General features: G+C 59.1%; 5 protein-coding genes. All 5 read right to left on the reverse strand.

What is annotated here, in order from left to right; translation table 11 throughout:
* Positions 1-13: 13 nt before the first annotated feature.
* Positions 14-5947 carry an amino acid adenylation domain-containing protein gene (locus ACR2R1_RS11355; protein ID WP_434110165.1) on the reverse strand — a complete coding sequence of 1978 codons (5934 nt, stop codon included), beginning with the start codon at positions 5945-5947 and terminating at the stop codon, positions 14-16.
* A complete protein-coding gene (locus ACR2R1_RS11360) occupies positions 5944-7161 on the reverse strand; it encodes a PepSY-associated TM helix domain-containing protein (RefSeq protein ID WP_156880228.1) in 1218 nt (405 codons plus the stop codon). The genes ACR2R1_RS11355 and ACR2R1_RS11360 overlap by 4 nt, the downstream gene beginning before the upstream one ends.
* A 49-nt stretch (positions 7162-7210) precedes the next feature.
* Complete coding sequence (locus tag ACR2R1_RS11365) at positions 7211-8623, reverse strand: cytochrome P450 (RefSeq protein WP_156880230.1); 1413 nt, start codon at positions 8621-8623, stop codon at positions 7211-7213.
* 208 nt (positions 8624-8831) lie between these two features.
* The gene (locus ACR2R1_RS11370; RefSeq protein WP_434110168.1) at positions 8832-11498 is read right to left on the reverse strand and encodes a TonB-dependent siderophore receptor; all 2667 of its coding nucleotides are present in this window, start codon (positions 11496-11498) and stop codon (positions 8832-8834) included.
* 203 nt (positions 11499-11701) lie between these two features.
* Positions 11702-21913 (reverse strand): amino acid adenylation domain-containing protein, encoded by a 10212-nt coding sequence (locus ACR2R1_RS11375; RefSeq protein ID WP_434110170.1) that lies wholly within the window; start codon positions 21911-21913, stop codon positions 11702-11704.
* Positions 21914-21931 lie beyond the last annotated feature (18 nt).

Here is a 21931-nt window from a genome sequence, read left to right on the forward strand (position 1 = left end):
GCTTGCAAGTCGCTCAACGAAAGGGCCGTTCCAGAACGCCCGCGTCGACCAGATAATCGAGCGATTTGGCAAACACGCCCTCATCGACCGTCGGCAAGGCGATTCCGGCTTGCCTCAATGCTTCAGCCGTCGTGCCGCATCGATAAGGCACTGAACCATCGTGATGATGTTCTACAAAGGACTCCACCATTCCGGCCATGGTGTGCAAAGGCTGATCGGGCGACCGAGAGGCGAGCGTGGAAAAGGCGCTCATCCATTCCGGGGGTGAAGCCTTTTCAATCCGATACCCATACCTGTCGAGCCAGGCAATAAGATCCGATACCGGTGTCGGATGAGGATTGAAAACGTGATAGGTACGCCCTGGCGAGGAATCGAGGGCGGACAGCCCCACGATGGCGCGGCTGACGAAGTCGACGGGTGTCAGCACGAATGACGTCCTATTCGTGGGAAATATCCCGAGATCGAGGCACACCTTAAGAAACCGGCAGTGGAAATCATTCGGATTCCAAGCGCCGGTGCCGCCATGTCCCGTCACGGTGCCCAATCGGTAAACGGTAACCGGCAAGCCGCGGTCGCGCGCGATTCGAATCAGATGCTCGGCCACCAACTTGCTCTGCGAATACCCCAAGGTCAAACGGGTATTCAGGCTGGGCAGATCGTCCTCCGAAAATCCTGGCGGCTCGGGCTCGGTTCCGTCGTCGAAAATAGACAACGTCGATACGTAATGAACCGGCTTGACCGTGCCGGTGCAGGCAAGGCGAAGGATCTCCCGCGTACCCGACACGTTGGCGGGTTTCAAAGCCGGATAAGATAAGATCAGGTTGGTCGACGATCCGTTGTGATAGATCACGTCGACTTCATCGCCCAACTCCCGAAACCGCGCCGCCGGCAGTCCGAGAAACGGTTTTGCCAAATCACCGGGCAAAGGCACGATCCGCTGTTTTGCCAAAGGGTTATGGATGGCATAGCGATCGAGGGTTTCTTCGATTTTATTGGCTGCGTCCTCAGCCGAACCGGAACGCACCAGGCAAAAAATCTTTCCTTGAGTTTGCGCCAATAGTTCGTCCAGTAAAAAAGGGCCCACGAACCCGGTAATTCCAGTCAACAACACATTGCGAGGAAGTCCGTTCGGTTTCCCTGGGCGGAAAGCAGGCGTGATGGACGAATCCAGAATCGCTTCCGCGGCCAGATTCACAATGGAAGTTGATGGTTCTTGTTGCTCCGAATTCACGGCATCGCCGAGCGATGCTGCTGCCGAACAAGCCGCGGCGGCATCTTCGAGTATCCCTAAAAGCCTGCCGGCAAGTCGCTCGATGGTTTCCCGCGAATGACAGGAATGGCTGTAGCTCCAATGAACGCGCAATTCACCCGCCACGACCGAGGCTTCGATCGACAGGCTGCGCGGCCGCATTCCCGCTGGATCGTTCAGGCGGCAGGCGGGTTCCGGAGCGAGAGAAAACCAAGCGTCGACCGCGGTTCCTTGATCGATTCGGCCAAGGTAGTTAAACCCGATTTGAGGTTCCGGAACGGCTTCCAGCCGGCTGACAAGATCGGGATTCCGATTCAGATAGCGCACGACGCCGTAATCGATGCCGTGGTTCGGGATGACGGCCAGTTGCTCCTTCACCGCTTGGACTATTTCCGGAAAAGCCCGATCGGGCGAAATTTCGAACAAAACCGGAAATAAGGCGGTAAACCAGCCTACGGTGCGCGAGATGTCTACATCGTCAAAAAGGTATTCACGGCCATGGCTTTCCATTTCCAAAAATACCGAGTCGCTTTGCGCCCATTCGGCCAGCACGGCCACTACCGCCGCGAGAAGAACCTCGTTGATCCGCGCGCCATAGGCCAGCGGGGCGTTTTGCAGCAAAACGGACGTTTTCGTCGGGTCCAGCGAAATGGTCACGGTCTCGCCGGTTGCCTCGGAATCGACGCCCCCGGCGAAATCCATCGGCAGTGCAGCGATCCGGCTCCAATCGGTGTTCAGCCAATAGGCGACGTTGCGCTCCGGCATTGCCGTTTGCGCATGATCCGCGAGGCGTTCCGCCCATTGCTTGAAGGCGGTGGTTTTTTTCGGCAACCTCATCTCTCGCGCCGCGAGAGCCTGCCGGTAAAGGGCGCTCATGTCTTCCAAAAGAATGCGCCAACTTACTCCGTCCACCACCAGGTGGTGGATGATGATCAACAAACGGCTGCTCGAATCGCCTCCGCAATCGAACCACACCACCCGAATTAAAGGCCCGTGACGCAAATCGAGGCTGCGCTGCCACCGCGAAGCCTGTTCGGTCAGCGCGGCTTGCCGGCGATCCTCGGCGAGACCCGAAAAATCGACCGAAACGATTTCGACTGCGCCCTCGACATCCTCCGCCAGCACCTGCGTCCAAAGACCGCCGCACTCGCGAAAACGGGTGCGCAAAACATCGTGGTGGTGCAGCAGGTGCCGTATGACGTCTGTCAGTACCGCGGGGACGATCGGCTGTTTTGCCTCCAGCAGAACCGATTGGTTCCAATGATTCGGGTTAGGGAAGGACTGTTCGAAAAACCACCGCTGGATGGGCGTCAAGGGAACTTCTCCCGTAATGATGCCCTGTTCCGCCTGCACGTCCGTGTCGCGGTCCTTTGCTTTCGCCAATGCTTCGATGGTTTGGTATTCGAAAACCTGCCGGGGATGAATGGTCAAGCCGGCCTGCTTCGCCCGATTCACCATCTGCATGCTTAATATGGAATCGCCGCCGATCTCGAAAAAGTTATCCTGGATGCCGACTTTCTCCAGACCCAATACCTGCCCCCAGATAGCGCACAACACGGCCTCGATCTTGGTGCGCGGTGCGACGTAGCGGTCCTCCGATTGATCCCGGACGTCCACTGAAGGTAATGCCTTGCGGTCCAGTTTGCCGTTGGGCGTCAGCGGGAGACGATCGAGAAATACAAAGGCCGACGGAATCATGTAGCTGGGCAACATGTTTTGCAGAAACGCGCGTAACCCGTCGGCGTCGGCCGCGCGTTCGCCTTGCCTTGGCACGAGGTACGCAATCAGGCGCTTGCTTCCCGAAGGGGTTTCGTGATCGGTCACGACCGCTGCTTCGATATCCGGGTGCTTCAGCAACTTGACCTCGATCTCGCTCAACTCTACTCGAAACCCCCTAATCTTGACTTGGTGATCGGCCCTCCCCAAGAACACGATATTGCCGTCGGCGCGGAAATGCGCACGGTCTCCCGTCCGGTAAAGACGAGCCCCGGAGGCATTATCGAAAGGGTTGGGCAAAAAACGTTCGGCGGTCAATGCCGGCTGATTCAAATAGCGGGCGGCAAGACCTTCGCCGCCGATATAAAGCTCGCCGGGTACGCCAACGGGCACCGGATTCAAATAGGCATCCAATAGATATATCCGCGCACCGGGAATGGGGCGGCCGATGGGTATCGAGTCCTCGGAAAATTTCGGCGGGATTTTATATGCGGTGCACCAGACGGTGCCTTCGGTGGGGCCGTATTCGTTATAGAGATCCGCTCCCGGCAGTTGTGCGTAGTGGCGTTCGGCCACTCCCGCCGAGCAAGCTTCTCCGGCGACGATAACCGCCCGCAAGCTATCGAGTTGCCCCGCATCCGCTTGCTCGAGGAGGATATTGTAAAAAGACGGCAGGCCTAACAAATGGGTAATCCGCTCTTTCCTGATCCAATCGACCACAAACGCCGGAACGGTATGAGTCGAATCATCGGGAATGCACAGTTTTCCGCCTTGGCTCAAGGTCCAGAATATGCCCGCCACGGAACTGTCGAAGGCAAAGGAAGAAAGCAATAAAAAGCTTTCCACCGGGTTGCGGTAATAGGCAAACCGGGCCTGGGTCGAGTGCAGGACATTGCGATGAGTAACGGCTACGCCCTTGGGTTTTCCCGTGGACCCGGAGGTGTAAATAACGTAGGCCAGGTCGCCGGAATCGGTCGTCACCCGCGGATCCACGACGGGTTGTTCGGCAATCGCTTCCCAATCACAGTCGACGCATGTCGCCGCTATCGATAGATTCGGCAACGCCGCCAGCACCGATTCCCGAGTCAGAAGCAGCGCTGCGCCGGAATCGTCCAGCAGATACGCAATCTCGTCCTTGGGGTATTTCGGATCGATCGGCACATAGGCTCCGCCGGCTTTCAGAACGCCGAGTATCCCGACCACCATTTCCGGCAAGCGACCGATACATAGTGCGACCGTGATTCCGGGTCCTACCCCTTTGCTACGGAGGTAGTGCGCCAGTTGATTGGCCCTGGCGTTAAGCTCCGCGTAAGTCAAAGTCGATCCGTTGCCGCACAGGGCGATTGCTGACGGCACACGCCGCGCCTGATCCTCGAACAGTGCGTGGATGAATCCGTCCGCCGACGTTTCTCCCGAGCGCGCGGGCAGGCCATTCGCACTCTCCGGACCGCCATCCGATAACACGTAGGCGGTTACAGTGCTCCACTCCTCGGTCAGTTGCCGGTTTTCCTCCGGCGTCAGCAGCCGCAATTCGCTGATCCGCGTGTCCGGAGCGTCTGCGATGTGCTCCAGTAATACCCGGAAGTGACTCGCCATGCGGGCGATCGTGCTCTCGTCGAACAAATCGACGTTGTATTCCAGGGATGTGCGCAGACCGTCCGGCTCTTCGGTAACGTGCAGGGTCAAGTCGAACTTTGAAACATGGTTCTCGACCGAGAATGGCGTGATATCCAGTCCGGTTACCCGTATCGAGTCGAACGGCACGTTGTGCAGTACGAACATGACCTGGAATAACGGATTGGAACTCGCATCTCGAATCGGCTTGAGCTTTTTAACCAATAACTCGAAGGGATACTCCTGATGCGGCTGGGTATCCAACATCGTTTCGTGGGTTCGGCCCAGCAAGGCGGTGAATTTCGGATTGCCCGAAAGATCGGTTTGCAGTGCCAATACATTGACGAAAAAACCGATCAGCCCTTCGAGCTCCGCATGGTTGCGGTTGGCTACCGGGGTCCCTACGCAAATATGTTGCTCACCGGTATAGCGATGCAGGAGCACATTGAAGGCGGAAAACAAGAGCGCGAACAAAGTCACGTTCCGCCGGCGGCATAACTGGTTCAGCTTTACGGTGAGTTCCTTGGCCAGAAAAAAGTGGTAGTCGCTCCCGCGATACGTCTGCACCGCCGGCCTCGTCCGATCGGTCGGCAACTCGAAACCGGAATCGGAACCGGATAAATGACGCTCCCAGAACGAAAACATTTTCGCGAGGACATCCGGTTGCAACCGCTGCCGCTGCCAATAAGCGAAGTCGGCGTATTGGATGGGCAACTCGGGTAACGGTGACGGGCGGCCTAGGACATAAGCTTCGTACAGCGTGGCCAGCTCCCGGTATAGAACAGCCGCCGACCAGCCGTCGGTGATAATGTGGGGCATGGTGATGAGGAGAACATGCTCCTGTTCGTCTTGGGTGCCCTCGGCCAAGCGAAAGAGCCTGACGCGCAGCAGCGGGCATTCGGATAAATCAAAAGGCGTTCTCGATTCCCGGTTAAGCAGTTTTCCAAGGTAGTCGCGGCGTTCCGACGGAGATTGTCCGCTCAGATCCTCCACACTGACGGACAAGCTAAGTTCCGGCAGCACTCGCTGCATCGGCTCGGAGTTCGCGATGACAAATTCGGTCCGCAAGGACTCGTGCCGACGGATGATCTCGTTGATGGCTTTTTCCAATGCATCAACGACTAGCGTTCCCCTAAGCCGAACCGCAATGGAAAAGTTATAGGCGGCGCTGTCCGATTCCAATTGATCGAGGAAGAACAACTGCTGTTGGGAGAAAGACAGAGGCGATGGTCCCTGAGGCCGCTTGGGCATCGTGGATGGTCCGAGCCGACGGGGAATCAGCCGCCCTTGCAGGCGTTCTTGCAAAAGCGCTCGTTTGCTTGCGGATAATGCAGACTTGGATTCGGATAATTCGATCTTGTTTTTCATCCCATTGTCCTTTCCAGACGTTTCTTGAACCCGGCCCCGCTCCGCCTTGCCGCCTTTCGCTTCTGTAGCCAGCGCACGATTCCGCTGACGTAAAGGATCAAGGGCGTGAAACCGATGACACACCATGCGATGCGGCCCGGAAGGCCAATCGCTTCTCCGCTATGCAGGGGCCACATGAGGTTGAGGAATGTCTCGCCGGCGGTAAATTGATTCGGGTCCTGAACCGCCAGCACCTTGCCGGTGTACTGGTCGATCCAGATCTTGGTGCGCGGCCTGAGCCGGTTAGCTTCTCCGGATTGCCTTTTCTCGATGACATAGACGCCATCGGGACCGTCCGGCGTCTGTACTCCACGCAGTTCTGCGCCGGGAAAAACGGAGTCGGCTATTGCCACGGCGTCGGCTATCGAAATCCGGCGCCCACCGGCGGCTGATTCCGATTTAAGTTCGGGGTCCTTTAAATGCTCGGCGCCGATAGGCGAAAAACATCGTATCAACGGCTTTAGATAATCATCGTAACTGAACGAAAACCCGGTAAAAGCCAGTGTGACGAGAACCGTTGCTGCGTAAAAGCCGGTTACTTTATGCAAATCGAAATAAAACCGTTCGGGACTCGCCCTTCGTTTGAAAGTGATTGCGGTTTTCATTTTGCTCCAACGCGGCCACCACAGGTACAAGCCGCTCAACGCGGAAAGCAGCAGGAGCAAGCCGGAGAAACAGACTATGTCAAAACCCAGTTTGCCGGGTTTCGAACCGAGCTTGCCCAATAGAAAGCTGGCGTGAATCTCGTAAATCAGGGTCGATAAGGTTTGCCCCCAAAAGCTCTCCTTGAGGATTTCACCACTGTAAACATCCACCAAAACCCGCAACGGTGCGTAAAATTCATCCATCGTTTCCTCGGGGTTCGGATATATTGCCCACAAATAGGTTTTCCCATACCCAGGCAATACCAAGATCCATTGCCCCTTTCTTTGTGGATGTGCCGCCGTGAGGGTTTGCATGATCTCGTCCAATGAATGTGGTTGCACATGGGATTCATGATGGGTTTGCGTCGGCAAACCGAGTTCTTCCAATTCTCGGAAGAAAACATTAACCGACCCCGTCAGTCCGAGAACGACGAAAACAAACCCTGCCGCCAAGGCGATAAATAAATGCACCTTGAGCCAGAAAGCGCGAAAACGCCGTCGAAGAGTAAGGTGTCCCGAGTTTCGTTCCATGTTCGCGTTCGTGGAATACTTTTTCGTACAGCAATAGGTTTAATCTTTTCTAAAGCGCGACGTCATGACGCCTATCGCGAATTTCGATAGTAAGACCAAAGGACAGCGGCTTATCGTTGAAACCGGTTTTATCGCCAGGCTGTTTTTCGGGTGACAGTCGGATTTGGAAATTTCCGCAAATCATCGCCAAGGCGCTTTTGATAACCAGCATGGCCAAACCTCTTCCCGGACATGAACGCGGCCCCGAGCCGAAACCCAAAAAGGCTTTTCCGTTATGTTTGGAAGATTCCACTTTGGTTTCGCTGCGCCATCGCCGGTGATCAAATACCCTGGCCTGATGAAAATTTTCATCGTCCAGAGCGCAACGCGCGATCAGCAATACCAACGGAGTTCCAGCGGGTATCTCGACATCGTCCATTACCAAATCCGCCTTGGCCTCCACGATCGCGAGGCGGGATACCGACGACGTTCTCATCGTCTCTAAAATAACGGCGTCGATACATTTGAGCTTCTTGATATCTTCAATGTCCTCGATAATGCCGCCATTGCCTAGTACAGCATCGACTTCGTCCTGAATGTCCCTTTGGACCTGGGGGTCTTTGGCAATGCAGAAGAGCACCCGGAGCAGGGTATTCGCTGTAGTGGGTTCGGAGGCCAGGACTATCAACAGAATATTTTCGATGAGTTTTATATTGCGAATATCAGAACCCTTTTCTTTCATGGCTTCTATAAGAAGCCGGACCATGCTCACCGCGTTGCCAGCCCCATTTGTGTCATTTAAAAGGGATCCTTTACGTGCAATGACATTTTTAACGGCTCTGAAGATTTCCCTTATGTCCTCGTCAAAATAATTGTCTTCGGAGAAGCTTTCCAAATGCATTTGCGGCAGTAAGGCATCGATGCGCCTGCCCAAAATGGGGACCAGGTTATGTAAGATATTCTTCGTGACCTCTTGCTCGCCCACTGGCATATCGGTCAGATCGCCGAATACCATCGATGTAAATACCGATATCGAGAAGCCCAAAATCTCCGCTTCCAAATCAATTTTCGAAAGGTTTTCGCCATGAGTGATCCAATGGTTTTTCAAATCTCCGGTAGCCGCCTTGATATATTCGAAATATTGGGCCATATGGCGGGATTCCATGGATGCCGCTATAACTTCCCGTTGACGTTTCCAGCCGTGGTCGTCGGCAGCCTCGATTCCGTCCACTTTCATGGTTTCGAGAACTCTGTTTTTCCTGCTATATGGGCCGAAAAGGTCCGGCCTTTTGCGAAGAATGAAATTGATCTGATTGGCATTCGCGACGACTACTAGCGGCCGGTTCGCAAATTGAACCGTGAAAAGTTTTCCGTACCGGTCCGCTAGCTTCTCGAAGATTTCATGAACCCGGTTGAAGTCAGGCTCCAATACCACCGGGTCCGGATGGCCGGGGAGCGCAGAAATGGTTTTGATACTACACATCACAATCCTCTTTTCCCGGCCGATTGAATCGCCTCTGCTGGTTCACCCCAGATCCACCGGTGTACCTTAAGCCAGACCCTGCACGCGCCTTGAGCGACCGAGACGTCGCGCACCGCTCTGAAGCCCAGCTTCTCTTTCAAGGACGTTTGCAAGGAGGCTCATCGGCATTGCGTGTTCGGGTCGTCTTAGCTATCCAAATACTTGAACATCAAAATTCCACCCGCACCGAACCGATGGCCGTCAGCGGTGCGCCGGGATAAACGCCCAGGCGCGGCGATACATTGATATCCGGATCGGTGGACTCGTAATACGTCTTGTCGAGCAGGTTGCGGATATTGAATTGAGCCGTGACGCGCGTCGGCCCTACCTTCAATCGGTATGCCGCGAAGGCGTCCATCCGCACATAGCCGGGTAATTGGAAGGTATTCTCGACATCGCCTTCCCGTTGCCCCGCCAGTACGCCGCCTAGACCGAAACTCCAACCGTCCGGCGCTTCGTACCCGTTGAGGTCGTATCTGAGCCATAGGCTTGCCGCATGCTCGGGCACATTGTTCAGTCGCTTGCCCTCGTACCCCTTAATCTGGCCATTCAGGGCTCGGTTGTCCTTGGTAATCCGGGCATCGGTGAAGGCATAGCTGCTGATGATGCTCAAGTTGTCGGTAATACGCCCCGCTACGTCCAGTTCGATTCCCTGGCTGCGCTGCTGGCCGATCGCCACGCTGTCGTTGGGATCGGGCGTCGTCAGGTCGGGGGTAAGCAGGTTGTCCTTGGTGATGTGGTAATAAGCCAAGGTAGCGAGCAAACGATCTTCGAACAAAGAGGTCTTGATTCCGGCTTCGAATTGCTCGCCGATTTGAGGATCAAAGGATCTCCCGGTTGCCGATATCCCATTGTTGGCGCCGAGCGAGGTCGTCCAATTACCGTAAACTCCCAGCCACTGCCAAGGCTGGTAGAGAATGCCCACGCGCGGACTGAATCCGTCGTCTTTCCGGATGGTGTCCGGCAGGTTTTTGTCGGCAGCCGAGAAGGAGCTGCCCCGACCTCTACCCGTTTCGATCCAGTCGTAACGGCCTCCCCCCATGATATGCAGCTTGTCCCACAAGGTGATGTGGTCCTGGAAATAAACGCCGTGCCACTCGTCTTTGATCACCGAGCGGTTGTTCGGAAATTCCGTCTCTAATACGGCACTGTCGAATACGGCCTTGTCGATTCCATAACTCGGTGAAGGATTGAATATGTTGATCGCCAGCGCCGGGTCGGGGGTGTCGAAAAAACCCTGGGTGCGGTATTTGGTGAAGGACCGGAAATAGTCGTATCCCACCAGGACGTCGTGGTCGGTTGGACCGATCCGGAACTTGCCGGTCAAATCGAGGTTGGTAGTGTAGCCCTCGCTGTCATAACGCTGGAAAAAGACGTTGCGCTGAAGGATGCCGGTAACGGGATTCAATGCGTTCCCGAACGCCGGTGCAGGGTTGAGAAAGGTTTCGTCGCCATGGCCGAAGTTGGCGAGGAACCGGTTATGGATGGCCCAGTCTTCGTTGAACCGATGGTTGATTTCGGTACCCAGCAACACCCTGGAAATATTGTCCAACGGATCGTTGGGATCGCCGAGGGCACGTCTCACGGGGATATTCGCCGGGCGCTTGCCGATGACGGGGATGCCATAATCGGCCTGGTAGTCCTGATTGAGCCCCTCGATGTTGATCGTTATATCGGTTGCCTCGGTCGGTCGCCACGTGACGCTGGGATAAACCATGATCCTGTCATTGGAGATGAAATCCCGGAACGACTCGTTGTTCTGGTAGGAGCCGGTGAAGCGATACAACAAGGATTTGTCGTCGGTGATCGGGCCGGTAGCGTCCCATTCGGTGCGATAGAAGTCGTACGAGCCGAACCGTTGTTCCAGGGAGTAATAAGGAATGTCGAGCGCCCTCTTGGTCGTGACATGGATCAAGCCGCCGGGCTCCGCGCGTCCGAACAGAACCGACGCCGGCCCCTTGAGCACTTCGACGCTTTGCAGATTGGCCGTATCGAATTCGGAACGGAAACCGCTCGGGACTGCCATTAGGCCGTTGCGGTAGGTCAAGGGATTGCGAAATCCGCGAACGATGAAGCCGGTGCCCGCTCCGAGGGAGGATTGCGCTCGAACGCCGCTCACGTTCTCCAGAGCATCCGTAATCCTGGTAGTTTTCTGATCCTCCATCACCGCTCTCGGCACTACTTGAATCGATACCGGCGTCTCGATGATCGGCGTGTCGGTCTTGGTGGCTGGGAAGGATTTGGAAACGGCGTAGTCCTCGTTGTAGGGATCGTTCGGATCGGCCTCCGCTCCCGCACTGACAGTCACTTTCCCGAGCGCGATGGCGTCGGCTGCATCGCCGCCGGATTGAACGGCGATTGGCTTGCGCTCCAGGGTCACCGTCCGTTGGCCGGTGAAACGGGCTTGAACGGGAGCCGCGCTCAGCAGCACTTTCAAGGCCTTTTCCGGTGTATAGGCGCCTTTGAGGGGGGCGTTGCGCAGCCCCTCGGCGACATCGCCTTCGTAAAGAACCTGGACGCGGCTCTGCACGGTGAAAGCGGACAGGGCGCGGGGCAAATCTTGCGCCGGAATGTCGAATTGGATCGGCGCTTGAGCGGTCGTCGTGGCCTTGCCGACGGGCTGCGGCTCGGCGCCGACGGAAGCAAGCGGAACATAGGCCGCAAAAGCCGCGGCAATGGCCGTACTCTTGCGGGTAAGGGCACCTGGGCACAGGCCATTCTTCGAACCTGTCTCAACACCATTCCCTCCTTGATGAGCGACAGCTTCTTGTTGTCGATCCTTGTTAATCGCCAGGACGTCTTCCCCAGTAAATTTCAAGTTATCGGTCGTTTTCATCGTTATTTTTTCTTTCTGCAGGCTGGTCGAATGACACCTCAGAATCACTCGGCTCCGGGCGAATTCGTGCCGGAATTCAGAGCACAGGAGTTAAGAGGCCTTTGCCGTCCTTGGCTTCCGGACCCCGGCAATCCATGCCGGGGCGACGACTTCAGTAGATGCCTTTACCCACACGGGAAGGTTTCTTACAGTGTTTCTTCAGTTCATGATCCGTCCTCCAGTAACGCCAAGGCTTCCTCTTCCGAAAGGGATTCGAGTTGTTCGATCAGGCATTCCTCGATCACCAAGGCGAGCTGTGTGATGGTGGAGGCCTCGAAGACGCGTCTCAGGGGAACCTCGACATCGAAAGCGGTCCGTACCCGAGACAGCACTTGTACGGCGATGAGGGAGTGCCCGCCGAGATCGAAAAAGTTGTCCTCGACGCCGACCCTATCCAGGCCCAATACGTCTTTCCAGATGTCGGCGAGAATTTCTTCCGCAGGGGTGCGCGGGGCCACGTAGCGCGCTTCCCTTTGAGCGGCGACGTCCGGCGCCGGCAAGGCCTTGCGGTCGATTTTGCCGTTGCTACCGAGAGGCATGGCGTCGAGGCGAACGAAGACCGATGGCACCATGAAGTTCGGAAGCCGTGCCGAGAGATAGGCGCGCAACTGGTCGATCAGGGAAAGACCGTCCGCGGTTTCCTCGCGAGCCGCGATACTCGGCTTGCTCTCCAAATTTTCTCCGGGTTGCGCATCCGGCCCGTTGCCGGAGGGAGAGGGAGAAAACGGCAAGCGTTCCGTGACATAGGCCACCAGACGTTTGCCGCCCGCGCCTCCGTCGTCTCGGGCCACCACCACGGCTTGCTCCACGGCCGGATGCAGGAGAAGCTGCGCCTCGATTTCGCCCGGTTCGATCCGCGCCCCGCGAATCTTGAGTTGGTGGTCGATGCGTCCGAGAAACTCGATGGCGCCGTCCTCCCGGTAACGGCCGAGGTCGCCGGTGCGGTACAAGCGCCCGCCGACAGGGCCGAACGGGTCCGGAACGAACTTTTCCGCCGTCGTTTCCGGCCGGTGCAGGTAACCTCGCCCGACCTGGATACCGGCCACGCAGATTTCTCCGGGCACGCCCACGGGAACCGGGGTGAGCCAGGCATCCAGAAGATACAGCCGGGTGTTGTCCACGGGGCGCCCGACCGGCACGATCGTTTCGGTTTCTGCGAGCGTTTCCGGTACCTCGTAGTAGGAAACGTCGTCCGAGCATTCGGCGGGACCGTAGGCATTGAGCACCCGCACGTGCGGGAAGCGTTTCATCCAGCGCCGGCAGAGGTCCGGCGGAAACGCCTCGCCGCAGGCGATCAGCCAGCGCAGCCGCGGCAGCTCGATACCCCCGGCCATTTCCAGCAGGGCCTGGATCATCGACGGAACCGCCTCCAGAACGGTGACTTCGCGTTCGGCGATTTGGCGGAGAAGCAGGCCGGGATCGCGCACGATGTCGTCCGGGAAAATCTCGACCCGAGCGCCGCATGCGAGAGCCGTCAGGTGCTGCCAGACGGAAATGTCGAAACACTGTCCCGCGGTTTGGGCGATGGCGTCGGCTTCGCTCAAACCCAAAGTCGGAACCTTGGTGATCAGGTTGTTGAACATGCCCCGGTGCTCGACCATGGCGCCCTTGGGCGTTCCGGTGGAGCCGGACGTGAAGATCGTGAAGGCCAGGCTGCCGGGGCCGTGCAGGCGTTCGGGATCGGTGGCCGGATAGCTTTGCGCCACGGGTTCGTCCAGTACCAGCAGCGCCGGCCGCCGGGAGACCGTCCGGCACACTGATTCGGCCCGTTCCCGGAAGGACTTGCCAACCAGCAGCCGAGCGGCGCGGGCTTCCTCCAGCACCTGCGTCAGGCGTGCGTCGGGATGGCCGGGATCGAGCGGCAGATAGGCGCCGCCGGCTTTGAACACGCCCAACATCATCACCAGGAAATCGATGCCGCGATCGTTCAACAGGGCGACCAGCGTCTCGGCGCCCACCCCAGCGGCGCGCAAGGCGTGAGCCAGGCGATTGACGCGGGCGTTGAGTTCACGATAGGTCAATGCCTCGCCGCGGCAGGCGACGGCGACCGCCTCGGGCGCCAGCGCCGTCTGCGCTTCGAAACGGGCCACGATGTCCCGAGGTTCGGGATAGGGATGATCGGTCCGGTTCCATTGCTCCAGGATTGCGCCGCGCTCGCTTTCGGTCAGCATCGGGAGCGAGCCCAGGCGGGCGCCGGGATGGCGGATGAGGCTTTCCAGCAAGGTCTTGAAATGCCCGAGCATCCGTTCCACGGCGGCCGGTTCGAAACGGTTTACGTCATAGGTAATTTGCAGGTGGAAACGCGGGGAAGGAACCAGCACCGCGTTGATCGGATAATTGGAATGGGTGCGGTGCTTGTCGTCGACGATGTTCAAAACGTCCTTGGAACCCCGCAAGGTCGGATCGACCGGCGCGTTTTCGAACACGAACAGGTGCTGGAAGAGCGCCTGGCCTCTGGGAAGCTCGCTCAAAGCTTGTATCTGTACCAGAGGCATGTATTCGTATTGGCGGAGCTCCAGATTGTGGTACAGCAGTTCGCGCAGGAATTCCAGGGCCGGCTGATCCGGCTTGACCTTGACCCGCAACGGCAGGCTGTTGATGAACAATCCCAGCGCCGTTTCCACCCCGGGCAAATCGGTCGGGCGTCCGGCCACAGTCACTCCGAACACGACTTCGTCGCACCGCGAATAATGGGCCAGCATCAGCGCCCAGGCGGCCTGCAAGACGCTGTTCGGCGTCACTTGGCAACGCTGCGCCAAAGCATGAAGCGCCTTGGTGTCTTCCTCGGACAACAGCGCCACCCGATCCCGGACCTGGCTCGTGCCTTTTGTTTCCGGCGGAACCGGCTTGTCCACGACCAGCGGCGTGGGTTCGGTGAACCCGGAAAGATACTCCCGCCAGAAATTTGCCGCCGCCTCAGGGTCTTGCTTCGCGAGCCAGCCGATGTAATCCCGGTAAGGTATCGCGGCCTCCCTGGGCGGGCAGGGCTCTCCTTTTACCTTGGCCTCATAGTTCGCCCGGAACTCCAACAAAACCGGGGACTTGCACCAGGCATCCATGAGAATGTGGTGATGGCTGCGGATGAAGCGGTAACGTCGGTCGCCGAACCGGACCAGGCGTATCCGCATCAAAGGCGCCACCGTGAAATCGAAACCCGTTTTCAGCTCGGTTTCGATCAACGCCTCGAACCGCCGTTCCTGTTCGACTGGGTCCATTCCTCTCCAGTCCTGATAATCGAACGGCAGCGCCAGGTGCTTCTGCACGCACTGGTGCGGACTCGAATAGTCTTTCCAAAGAAAGGACGTGCGGAGGATGGGGTGACGGTCCAAGACCTCCTGCCAGGCCGCCTTGAAAGCCTCGATTTCGACATCCCCGTCGATTTCGTAGCGATCGATCATGTGATAGATGCCCGATCCCGGATACATCAGGGAATAGAACAGCATGCCTTCCTGCATGGGCCCCAGCGGATAGACATCCTCGATGTTTCCCGGCGGATAAGGCAGTCTGTCGAGCTCCTGCGCGGACAGCTTGGCCAGCGGAAAATCGGAGGGCGTTAGCCCGGACACGCCGGGTTCGAGACAGTGGGAGATCAGCGTCTCCAATGCCTGGATCACGGCGTCGCCGAGGCGGGCGATGGTCGAGCCGCCATAACGCGCCGCGCTGTAAATCCAGGTCAGTTGGAGATGCCCGCCGCTGACCGCGGCGTTGACCGCCAATTCGTGCGTCCGGCGGTTCGCCGAGGCGCGGGCGATGCCCGATGCCAGCGCGCATTGCCGGAAATACGCGTGGGCGTCGGTTCCGAGGTCCAGGTGGCCGAGATAATTGAACAGGATGGGCGCATCCGCCGAACAGCCTTTTTCCCGCCCTTCGCCGAGCCAGCGCCAGACGGTGTAGTCGAATCCCCATGCGGACTGGCGGCGGAACTGCTCCTTGAGGTCCTTGATGATGCCTCCGGTGGCGTTCGCCGGATCGATATCGAAGGTCACCGGGTAGGAGGTCGTGAACCGTCCTATCGTCCGCGTAAAATCCAAATCCCTGAACGGGCCGTTGTCGCGGCTGTGCGCTTCGACCTCCACCCGCAACCGGTGCAGGCCGGACCAGTCCGAAAGACCTTTGACGACGGCGATGAGCAACAATTCCTGAACGCTGGTCCGATAGGCCGCTCCGGCTTCCTGAATGAGCGCCCGAGTGAGTTTTTCGGAGAGCTTGACCGTATACTCGGCGGCATCGGCTTCGGTGTTCGTGCCTTCGTCGCAATCGACCGGCAAAGCCGTTTCAGCAGCCTCCCGCGAGTGCCACCAGGATGGCGCTCTCCCCTCCCCCGCCAGGGTTCCGGCATAGTCCTGAAGCCGCGCAGCCCATTGCCGGTAAGAGGTCGTTTTGGCCGGCAAGGTCACGGCGTGGCCGGAGGCCAATTGGTCGTGGATGAGCACGAGATCGTCCAGCAGGATGCGCCAGCTCGCGATATCCATGGCCAGGTGATGGATGACCAGCAACAGCCGCGCGCCGCGTCCCCGCCCGAGTTCGAACCAGACCGCCCGGAGCGTGGGCCCCTCGCCGAGATCGATCTGTCGCTGCCAATACTCCGCGCGTTCGGCAAGAAAGGCCTCGAACGCCGCGTCAGGGATAGCGGACAGATCTTCCCGATGAAACATGGGCTGCCGCTCTTTCCCGACGTAACAGGCCCGCCAAGCCGCCGCGTCGCGGGAAAACCGCAGCCGCAAGACGTCATGATGGAACACCAGTTGCTCCACGGCGCGCTCCATCAGGCCGGGGTCGAACGGATGCAGCATGTCCAACAGCAGGGATTGATTCCAGTGATGCGGATTCGCGAGATCCTGGGCGAAGAATTTCTGCTGGACCGGCGTTAGAGGAGCCGGTCCTTCGATAATGTCTTGCTCGGCCTCGAACGGAGCCGCGCTTTCCGCCGCCAGCGCCAATTCCGCCACTGTCTGGTGCTGAAAAATCTGCCGCGGCGCCAGGTTCAAGCCGATCCGCCGAGCGCGGCTCGCCACCTGTATGCTGAGGATGGAATCCCCTCCCAGCGAAAAGAAGTTATCGTGGATGCCGACCCTGTCGATGCGCAGCACCTCGGCCCAAATGGCAGCCAGCCGGGCTTCCGCGTCGTTTCGGGGTGCGGCGTATCGGCGCGTCAATTGACGGGAAGGATCAGGCTTAGGCAGGGACCTCCGATCCAGCTTGCCGTTGGGAGTCAGCGGCAAACCGTCCAGGAACACGAAGGCCGCCGGAACCATGTAGTCCGGCAGGGCGATTTGGACATGGACACGCAGGGCTTCCGGGTCCGGTTCGTCGCCGCTGGATACGATGTACGCGGCAAGACGTTTGACTCCGCGTTCGTCTTCCCAGGCCGTCACCACGGCATCCCGCACTTCGGGATGGGTCCGCAGGCGGGCCTCGATCTCGCCCGGCTCGATACGAAAGCCTCGAATCTTGAGCTGATGGTCAGCGCGCCCCAGGAATTCGACGAGGCCGTCGGCTCTCCGACGCACGAGGTCGCCGGTCCGGTACAGGCGCTCGCCGGGGCCTGCACCGAACGGATCGGGAACGAAGCGTTCGGCGGTCAGGTCCGGACGATTCAGATACCCTTGGGCCAGCCCCGCGCCGCCGATGTACAACTCGCCGGCGACACCGTTCGGCACCGGTTCGAGATTGCCGTCGAGAACATAGGCCCGGCTGTTGGCGATCGGGCGGCCGATCGGTACCGATTCCCTTGCCCCGCTCTCCCGCACGTCCGGTTCAATCGGAAGAATCAGCGATCCGACCGTGGTCTCCGTGGGGCCGTAGTGATTGAAGATAAGGCATTCCGGACGCTGGGCGATGATCCGGCCGACCAGATCGTAGGTGAGCACGTCGCCGCCGCAAATCAACGCCCGTCGAGGCGCGATGGTCCTGCCTTCGGCCGAATCCAGGAGGGCCGCGAGATGAGAGGGCACGATCTTCAGCACGTCGATCGGCTGGCGTTCGATGTAGTCGGCGAACACGCGCCCATCCGTGGCGGCATCCTGGTCGAATACATGCAGACATCCGCCGGAAACGAGGGAAGCGAACAGGACCGTATTGCCGAGATCCGCCGCGGGCGTAGATACCATTGCGTAACGAAATCCGGCGATCGCGGAAATCTGCCCGGCAATAAGCTGGGTGTAATTAGCGAGGCTCCGGTGAGAAACCACGACGCCTTTGGATTGTCCGGTCGACCCCGATGTGTAGATCACATAGGCGGGATGGTCCGGCGTCATCGCAGGGTGCGGATCGTCGTGCGCCGGTTCCGGTCCTTCCGGCCATAGATCCATATCGAGCCGGACGATGGCGGGAAAATGGCAGGAAGCGTTCAAGCCGGTCTGCGTCAGCAATAGGCCGACGCCGGCGTCGGCCAGCACGCGGGCCACGCGTTCCGCCGGGAAGGCGGGGTCGAGCGGGACGTAGGCGGCGCCTGTCTTCAGCACGGCCAGGATGGCGGTCACGAAGTTCGAGGAACGTTCGACGCAAATGCCGACCCGGCGACCGGGCCCGCTTCCGAGCGATATCAGATGACGCGCCCAACGGGAAGCGAGCGCATCCAATTCGCGGTAGCTCAGGCGTTGCTGCTTGCACGCCACGGCCGGAAGATCGGGGGTGTTGGCCGCCTGCAGCTCGAACAGCCGATGAATGCACGGTTCTTCCGGAAGCGGCATCTCCGGCCCAACGGCCTGGTCCAACAGGTGATTTCGCTCCTGCTCGCCGAACAGCCTCAAGCCGCCGATACTTGTTGCGGGATTCGCCGCCACAGCCTCTAAGAGATTGCGGAAATGATCGGCAATCCGGGAAACCGTCCGTTCCGTGAAAAGATCGGTGCGGTATTGGAAGGACAGCAGGAGGCTGGCTCCATCTTCGGCCGCCATCAGTTTGAGATCGAACCGCTCTATGCGCTGCCTGATGGCCAGGGGGCGCACTGGCCAATCGTTCCCGACCGACATCTCGCCGTTTTCCCCCAGAGCGAGCTGCGCCAGTTCGCTTCCGATATTCGCTTGCGCCTGCTGCAGCACGAATAGGGTTTGATAGACCGGCCAGTGATCGGCGTTGCGCTCGACATGCAGGCGTTCCACCATGAGGGAAAACGGATAGTCCTGATGTTCTAGAGCACCCAATAAAGCGTCGTGTATCTCCGCCAGATAAACTGAAAAAGGCTTGTCGGCGGCGGGCTGGCTGCGCAGCGGCACCGGATTGACGAAGTTGCCCACCACGCACGCGAGTCGGGCCTGACTGCGCCCGGCCGTGGGAACGCCTACGATCAGGTCGGTTTGACGGGTGTAGCGATGGAGCAGGACCTTGTACGCCGCGAGCAATAGGGTGAACAGGGTGACGCCGCTCCGCGCCGCGAAATCCTTTAGCCTGTCGGTTTCCTCCCGGCTCAGGCGAACCGCTACCGAAGCGCCGCGGTAGTTCGGTACCGCAGGCCGCGCACGGTCAGTGGGCAGGGCGAGGATCGGGAGTTCTCCGGAAAGCCGTTGCCGCCAGTAATCCCAGTCGGCATTGCCGGCCGGACTTTCCAGATAGTTCCGTTGCCAGGCCGCGAATTCAGCATAGCTGGAAGCCGGTGGGGACAAGCTCGGCCCTGGAACCGTCTCACCCAATTCCGAACGGATTTTTCTCAACTCGTCGACGAGCACGAGCACCGACCAAAGGTCCAGGGCGATGTGGTGGGCGCAAAGCAGGAGGGTATGCGGAGAGGCTTGAGGCCCTAGGCTATGGGCTATAGGTTCCTGGACATCCGAAGTCTTGAGCCTGAAGTCTGGAGTCTTGGTTCCATGTCGATAGAGGACCACCCGCAAGACCGGTCCGTGCGCCAAGTCGAAGGGTTCGCGGATGCGCCGCGCCATGTCGTCTTGAAGTTCGGATTCCGACCAAACCGCGGCGTCGACGGCAGTAAAGAAGTCGGGCAGGTCGGCCAGCGGCAATACCGACTGAAAGACCTCGTCGCCCTCGTTGCGATAAACCGTGCGCAGCATTTCGTGCCGCTCCGCCAGGCGGTAGAAGGATCGCCGCAAGGCTTCCGCGTCGGCGCCGTTCTCGATGCGCAAGGCTAGATGCAGGTTGTAAACGATGCTGTTCGGTTCCATGTGTTGCATCGTCCACATGGAAAACTGGGTCGAAGAAAGGCTCGAGGCTAGAGACTCGAGACTTGAGGAAACGGAGACTATTGCCTGTTCCTTGTCATTTCCTACAGCCTCCAGCCTCAAACCTTCAGCCTGACAGGCAAGAGCTTCAGCCACTTCCACCACCGACCGGTCGGACAGGAATAGCGTCAACGGGGCCTCGATGCCCAATAATTCGTCCACCGTGTGCTTGAGTTCGACGGCCTTCAGGGAATCGAGGCCCGACGCTCGCAGCGGCGATTCCATGGATACGGCGAATTCCTCGATCTTCAGCAGATGGGCGATCTTGGTCCGGAGGAAACGAGCGATCAGCGCGGCGCGCTGCGGGTGAGGAACGACGGACAAGGCTTCCTGCAGAAGTTGGAGTTGGAATTCCTGCGGCGTCGCCTTGCGTTCGCTCGCCTTCCTCATTCCACCCGAAGTAGCCGGGCTGTCCTGCCCGGCAAGCTGCGCGCCCCCTTCCTTCGGGTCGTCCGACCGCGCCAACACCGGTAGAGCACCCTCCAGGTACGCTTGCTTACAGGCTTGGCGGCGCAGTTTGCCGCTGGAGGTCTTGGGAACGCCGCCGGGCTGGACGAGAACCAGTTCGGCGGCCGTCAATTCACAAGCCTCGGCCAGGGTGCTCCGCAAGGATGCGAAAATCGCTTCGTAATCGGCCTTCCGTATGGCTTCGCGGGTCAGTTCCGCGACCAGGATCGGCTTTTCCTCGTCCTGACAGGTCACAGAGAATGCGGCGCAGCCTCCGGGACGCAGGACATCCACACTGTCAGTCAGTGCGTGCTCGATGTCCTGCGGGTAATAGTTCCGCCCTCGGATGATGATCAGGTCCTTGATACGCCCGGTAACGTATAACCGGCCGTCGTCGAGTAATCCCAGGTCGCCGGTGCGGAGAAATGAGGCTTCAGGCTTTAGGCCAGAGTCCATAGGCCGGATTCCGCTAGTCCGAAGTCTATGGTCTAGAGCCTCTAGCCTCGCCCTGAAGGTGTTCTCGGATTCCTCGGCGCGGTTCCAGTAGCCCTGCGCCACGCTGGGACCCGAGACCCAGATTTCGCCTTCCCGGCCCGGCAGGCACGGTTTTCCCGTATGGGGATCGACAATTTGGACAATATGGCGATCCGTGGGCAAGCCGCAGGAAACGAGGCTGGAGGCTGGAGACTTGAGGCTTGAGGAATCGCCGATCTTGGGTTTGGCCTTTGTTTCCTCCAGCCTCACGCCTCCGGTTTCTAGCCTCGCTCCTGTTACAAACAGCGTAGCCTCGGCCAGACCGTAACAAGGAAAGAAACTTTCGCGGCGAAAGCCGCATTCGGCGAAGGCGCCGGCAAAACGCTCCAAGGTCGCGGCGCGTACCGGTTCGGACCCATTGAAGGCCAATGTCCAGGCGCTGAGATCCAGGTCGCGCTTTTGTTCGGCCGTCACCTTGCGAACGCAGAGATCGTAAGCGAAGTTGGGACCGCCGGAAGTCGCGGCCCGGAATTCGGAAATGGCCTTCAGCCAGCGTACCGGCTTCTCCAGAAAGGCCATGGGCGGCATCAGGACGGCGGTAGAGCCGACATAAAGCGGCTGGAGAATGTTTCCGATCAAGCCCATGTCGTGATACAGGGGCAGCCAGCCGACCACGGTCGAGCGCTCGGTGTGTCCGAAGCTTTGCCGGATGGCCTCCTGGTTGGCGAGCAGATTGCCGTGGCTCACCATCACGCCCTTGGGGTCGCCGGTGGAACCCGAGGTGTATTGCAGGAAGGCGATGTTTTCCGGCGCGAGTACGGGCGCCTGCCAACACCCGGCTTCGTCCGAAGCCACGGTATCGGTAGCGAGCCAGTTCGACGCGGCGCGCAGCGCGCCTCCCACGAATTCATCCCGGAATTTTGCGGCGAGTTCCGCCGTGGTCATGATGGCGGCGGGTGCGGCATCGCGCATCACGGCCTGGAGGCGCGGCAGATGCTGGCGGGTCGGAGGATAAGCCGGCACCGCGATGGCTCCGGCATACAGGCAGCCGAAAAAGGCCTCGATATATTCAAGCCCCGGCGGATACAGCAGCACCGCTCGCTCCCCGACCATACCCAGGGCCTGAAGGCGGGCGGCGATGGCGCGGGCCCGCCGGTCTAGATCGGCGAACGTCAGCCGGCCGTTTTCGATTTCGCCGTCGCCGAGAAAAACGTATCCTTTTCCCAAGGCATTCTCGTTGGCTCTTGCGCCCAGCAGCTCGACCAGATTGGAGCAAGTCATCCCAACATTTCCCGTCAC

This window comes from Methylocaldum sp. GT1TLB, from assembly GCF_051027445.1.
Taxonomy (GTDB): domain Bacteria; phylum Pseudomonadota; class Gammaproteobacteria; order Methylococcales; family Methylococcaceae; genus Methylocaldum.

Bases quoted from the DNA above. Each gene is read 5' to 3' on its own strand.
- ACR2R1_RS11355 (WP_434110165.1), bottom strand. From the start codon at position 5,947: ATGAAAAACAAGATCGAATTATCCGAATCCAAGTCTGCATTATCCGCA.
- ACR2R1_RS11370 (WP_434110168.1), bottom strand. From the start codon at position 11,498: ATGAAAACGACCGATAACTTGAAATTTACTGGGGAAGACGTCCTGGCG.
- ACR2R1_RS11365 (WP_156880230.1), bottom strand. From the start codon at position 8,623: ATGTGTAGTATCAAAACCATTTCTGCGCTCCCCGGCCATCCGGACCCG.
- ACR2R1_RS11375 (WP_434110170.1), bottom strand. From the start codon at position 21,913: ATGACTTGCTCCAATCTGGTCGAGCTGCTGGGCGCAAGAGCCAACGAG.
- ACR2R1_RS11360 (WP_156880228.1), bottom strand. From the start codon at position 7,161: ATGGAACGAAACTCGGGACACCTTACTCTTCGACGGCGTTTTCGCGCT.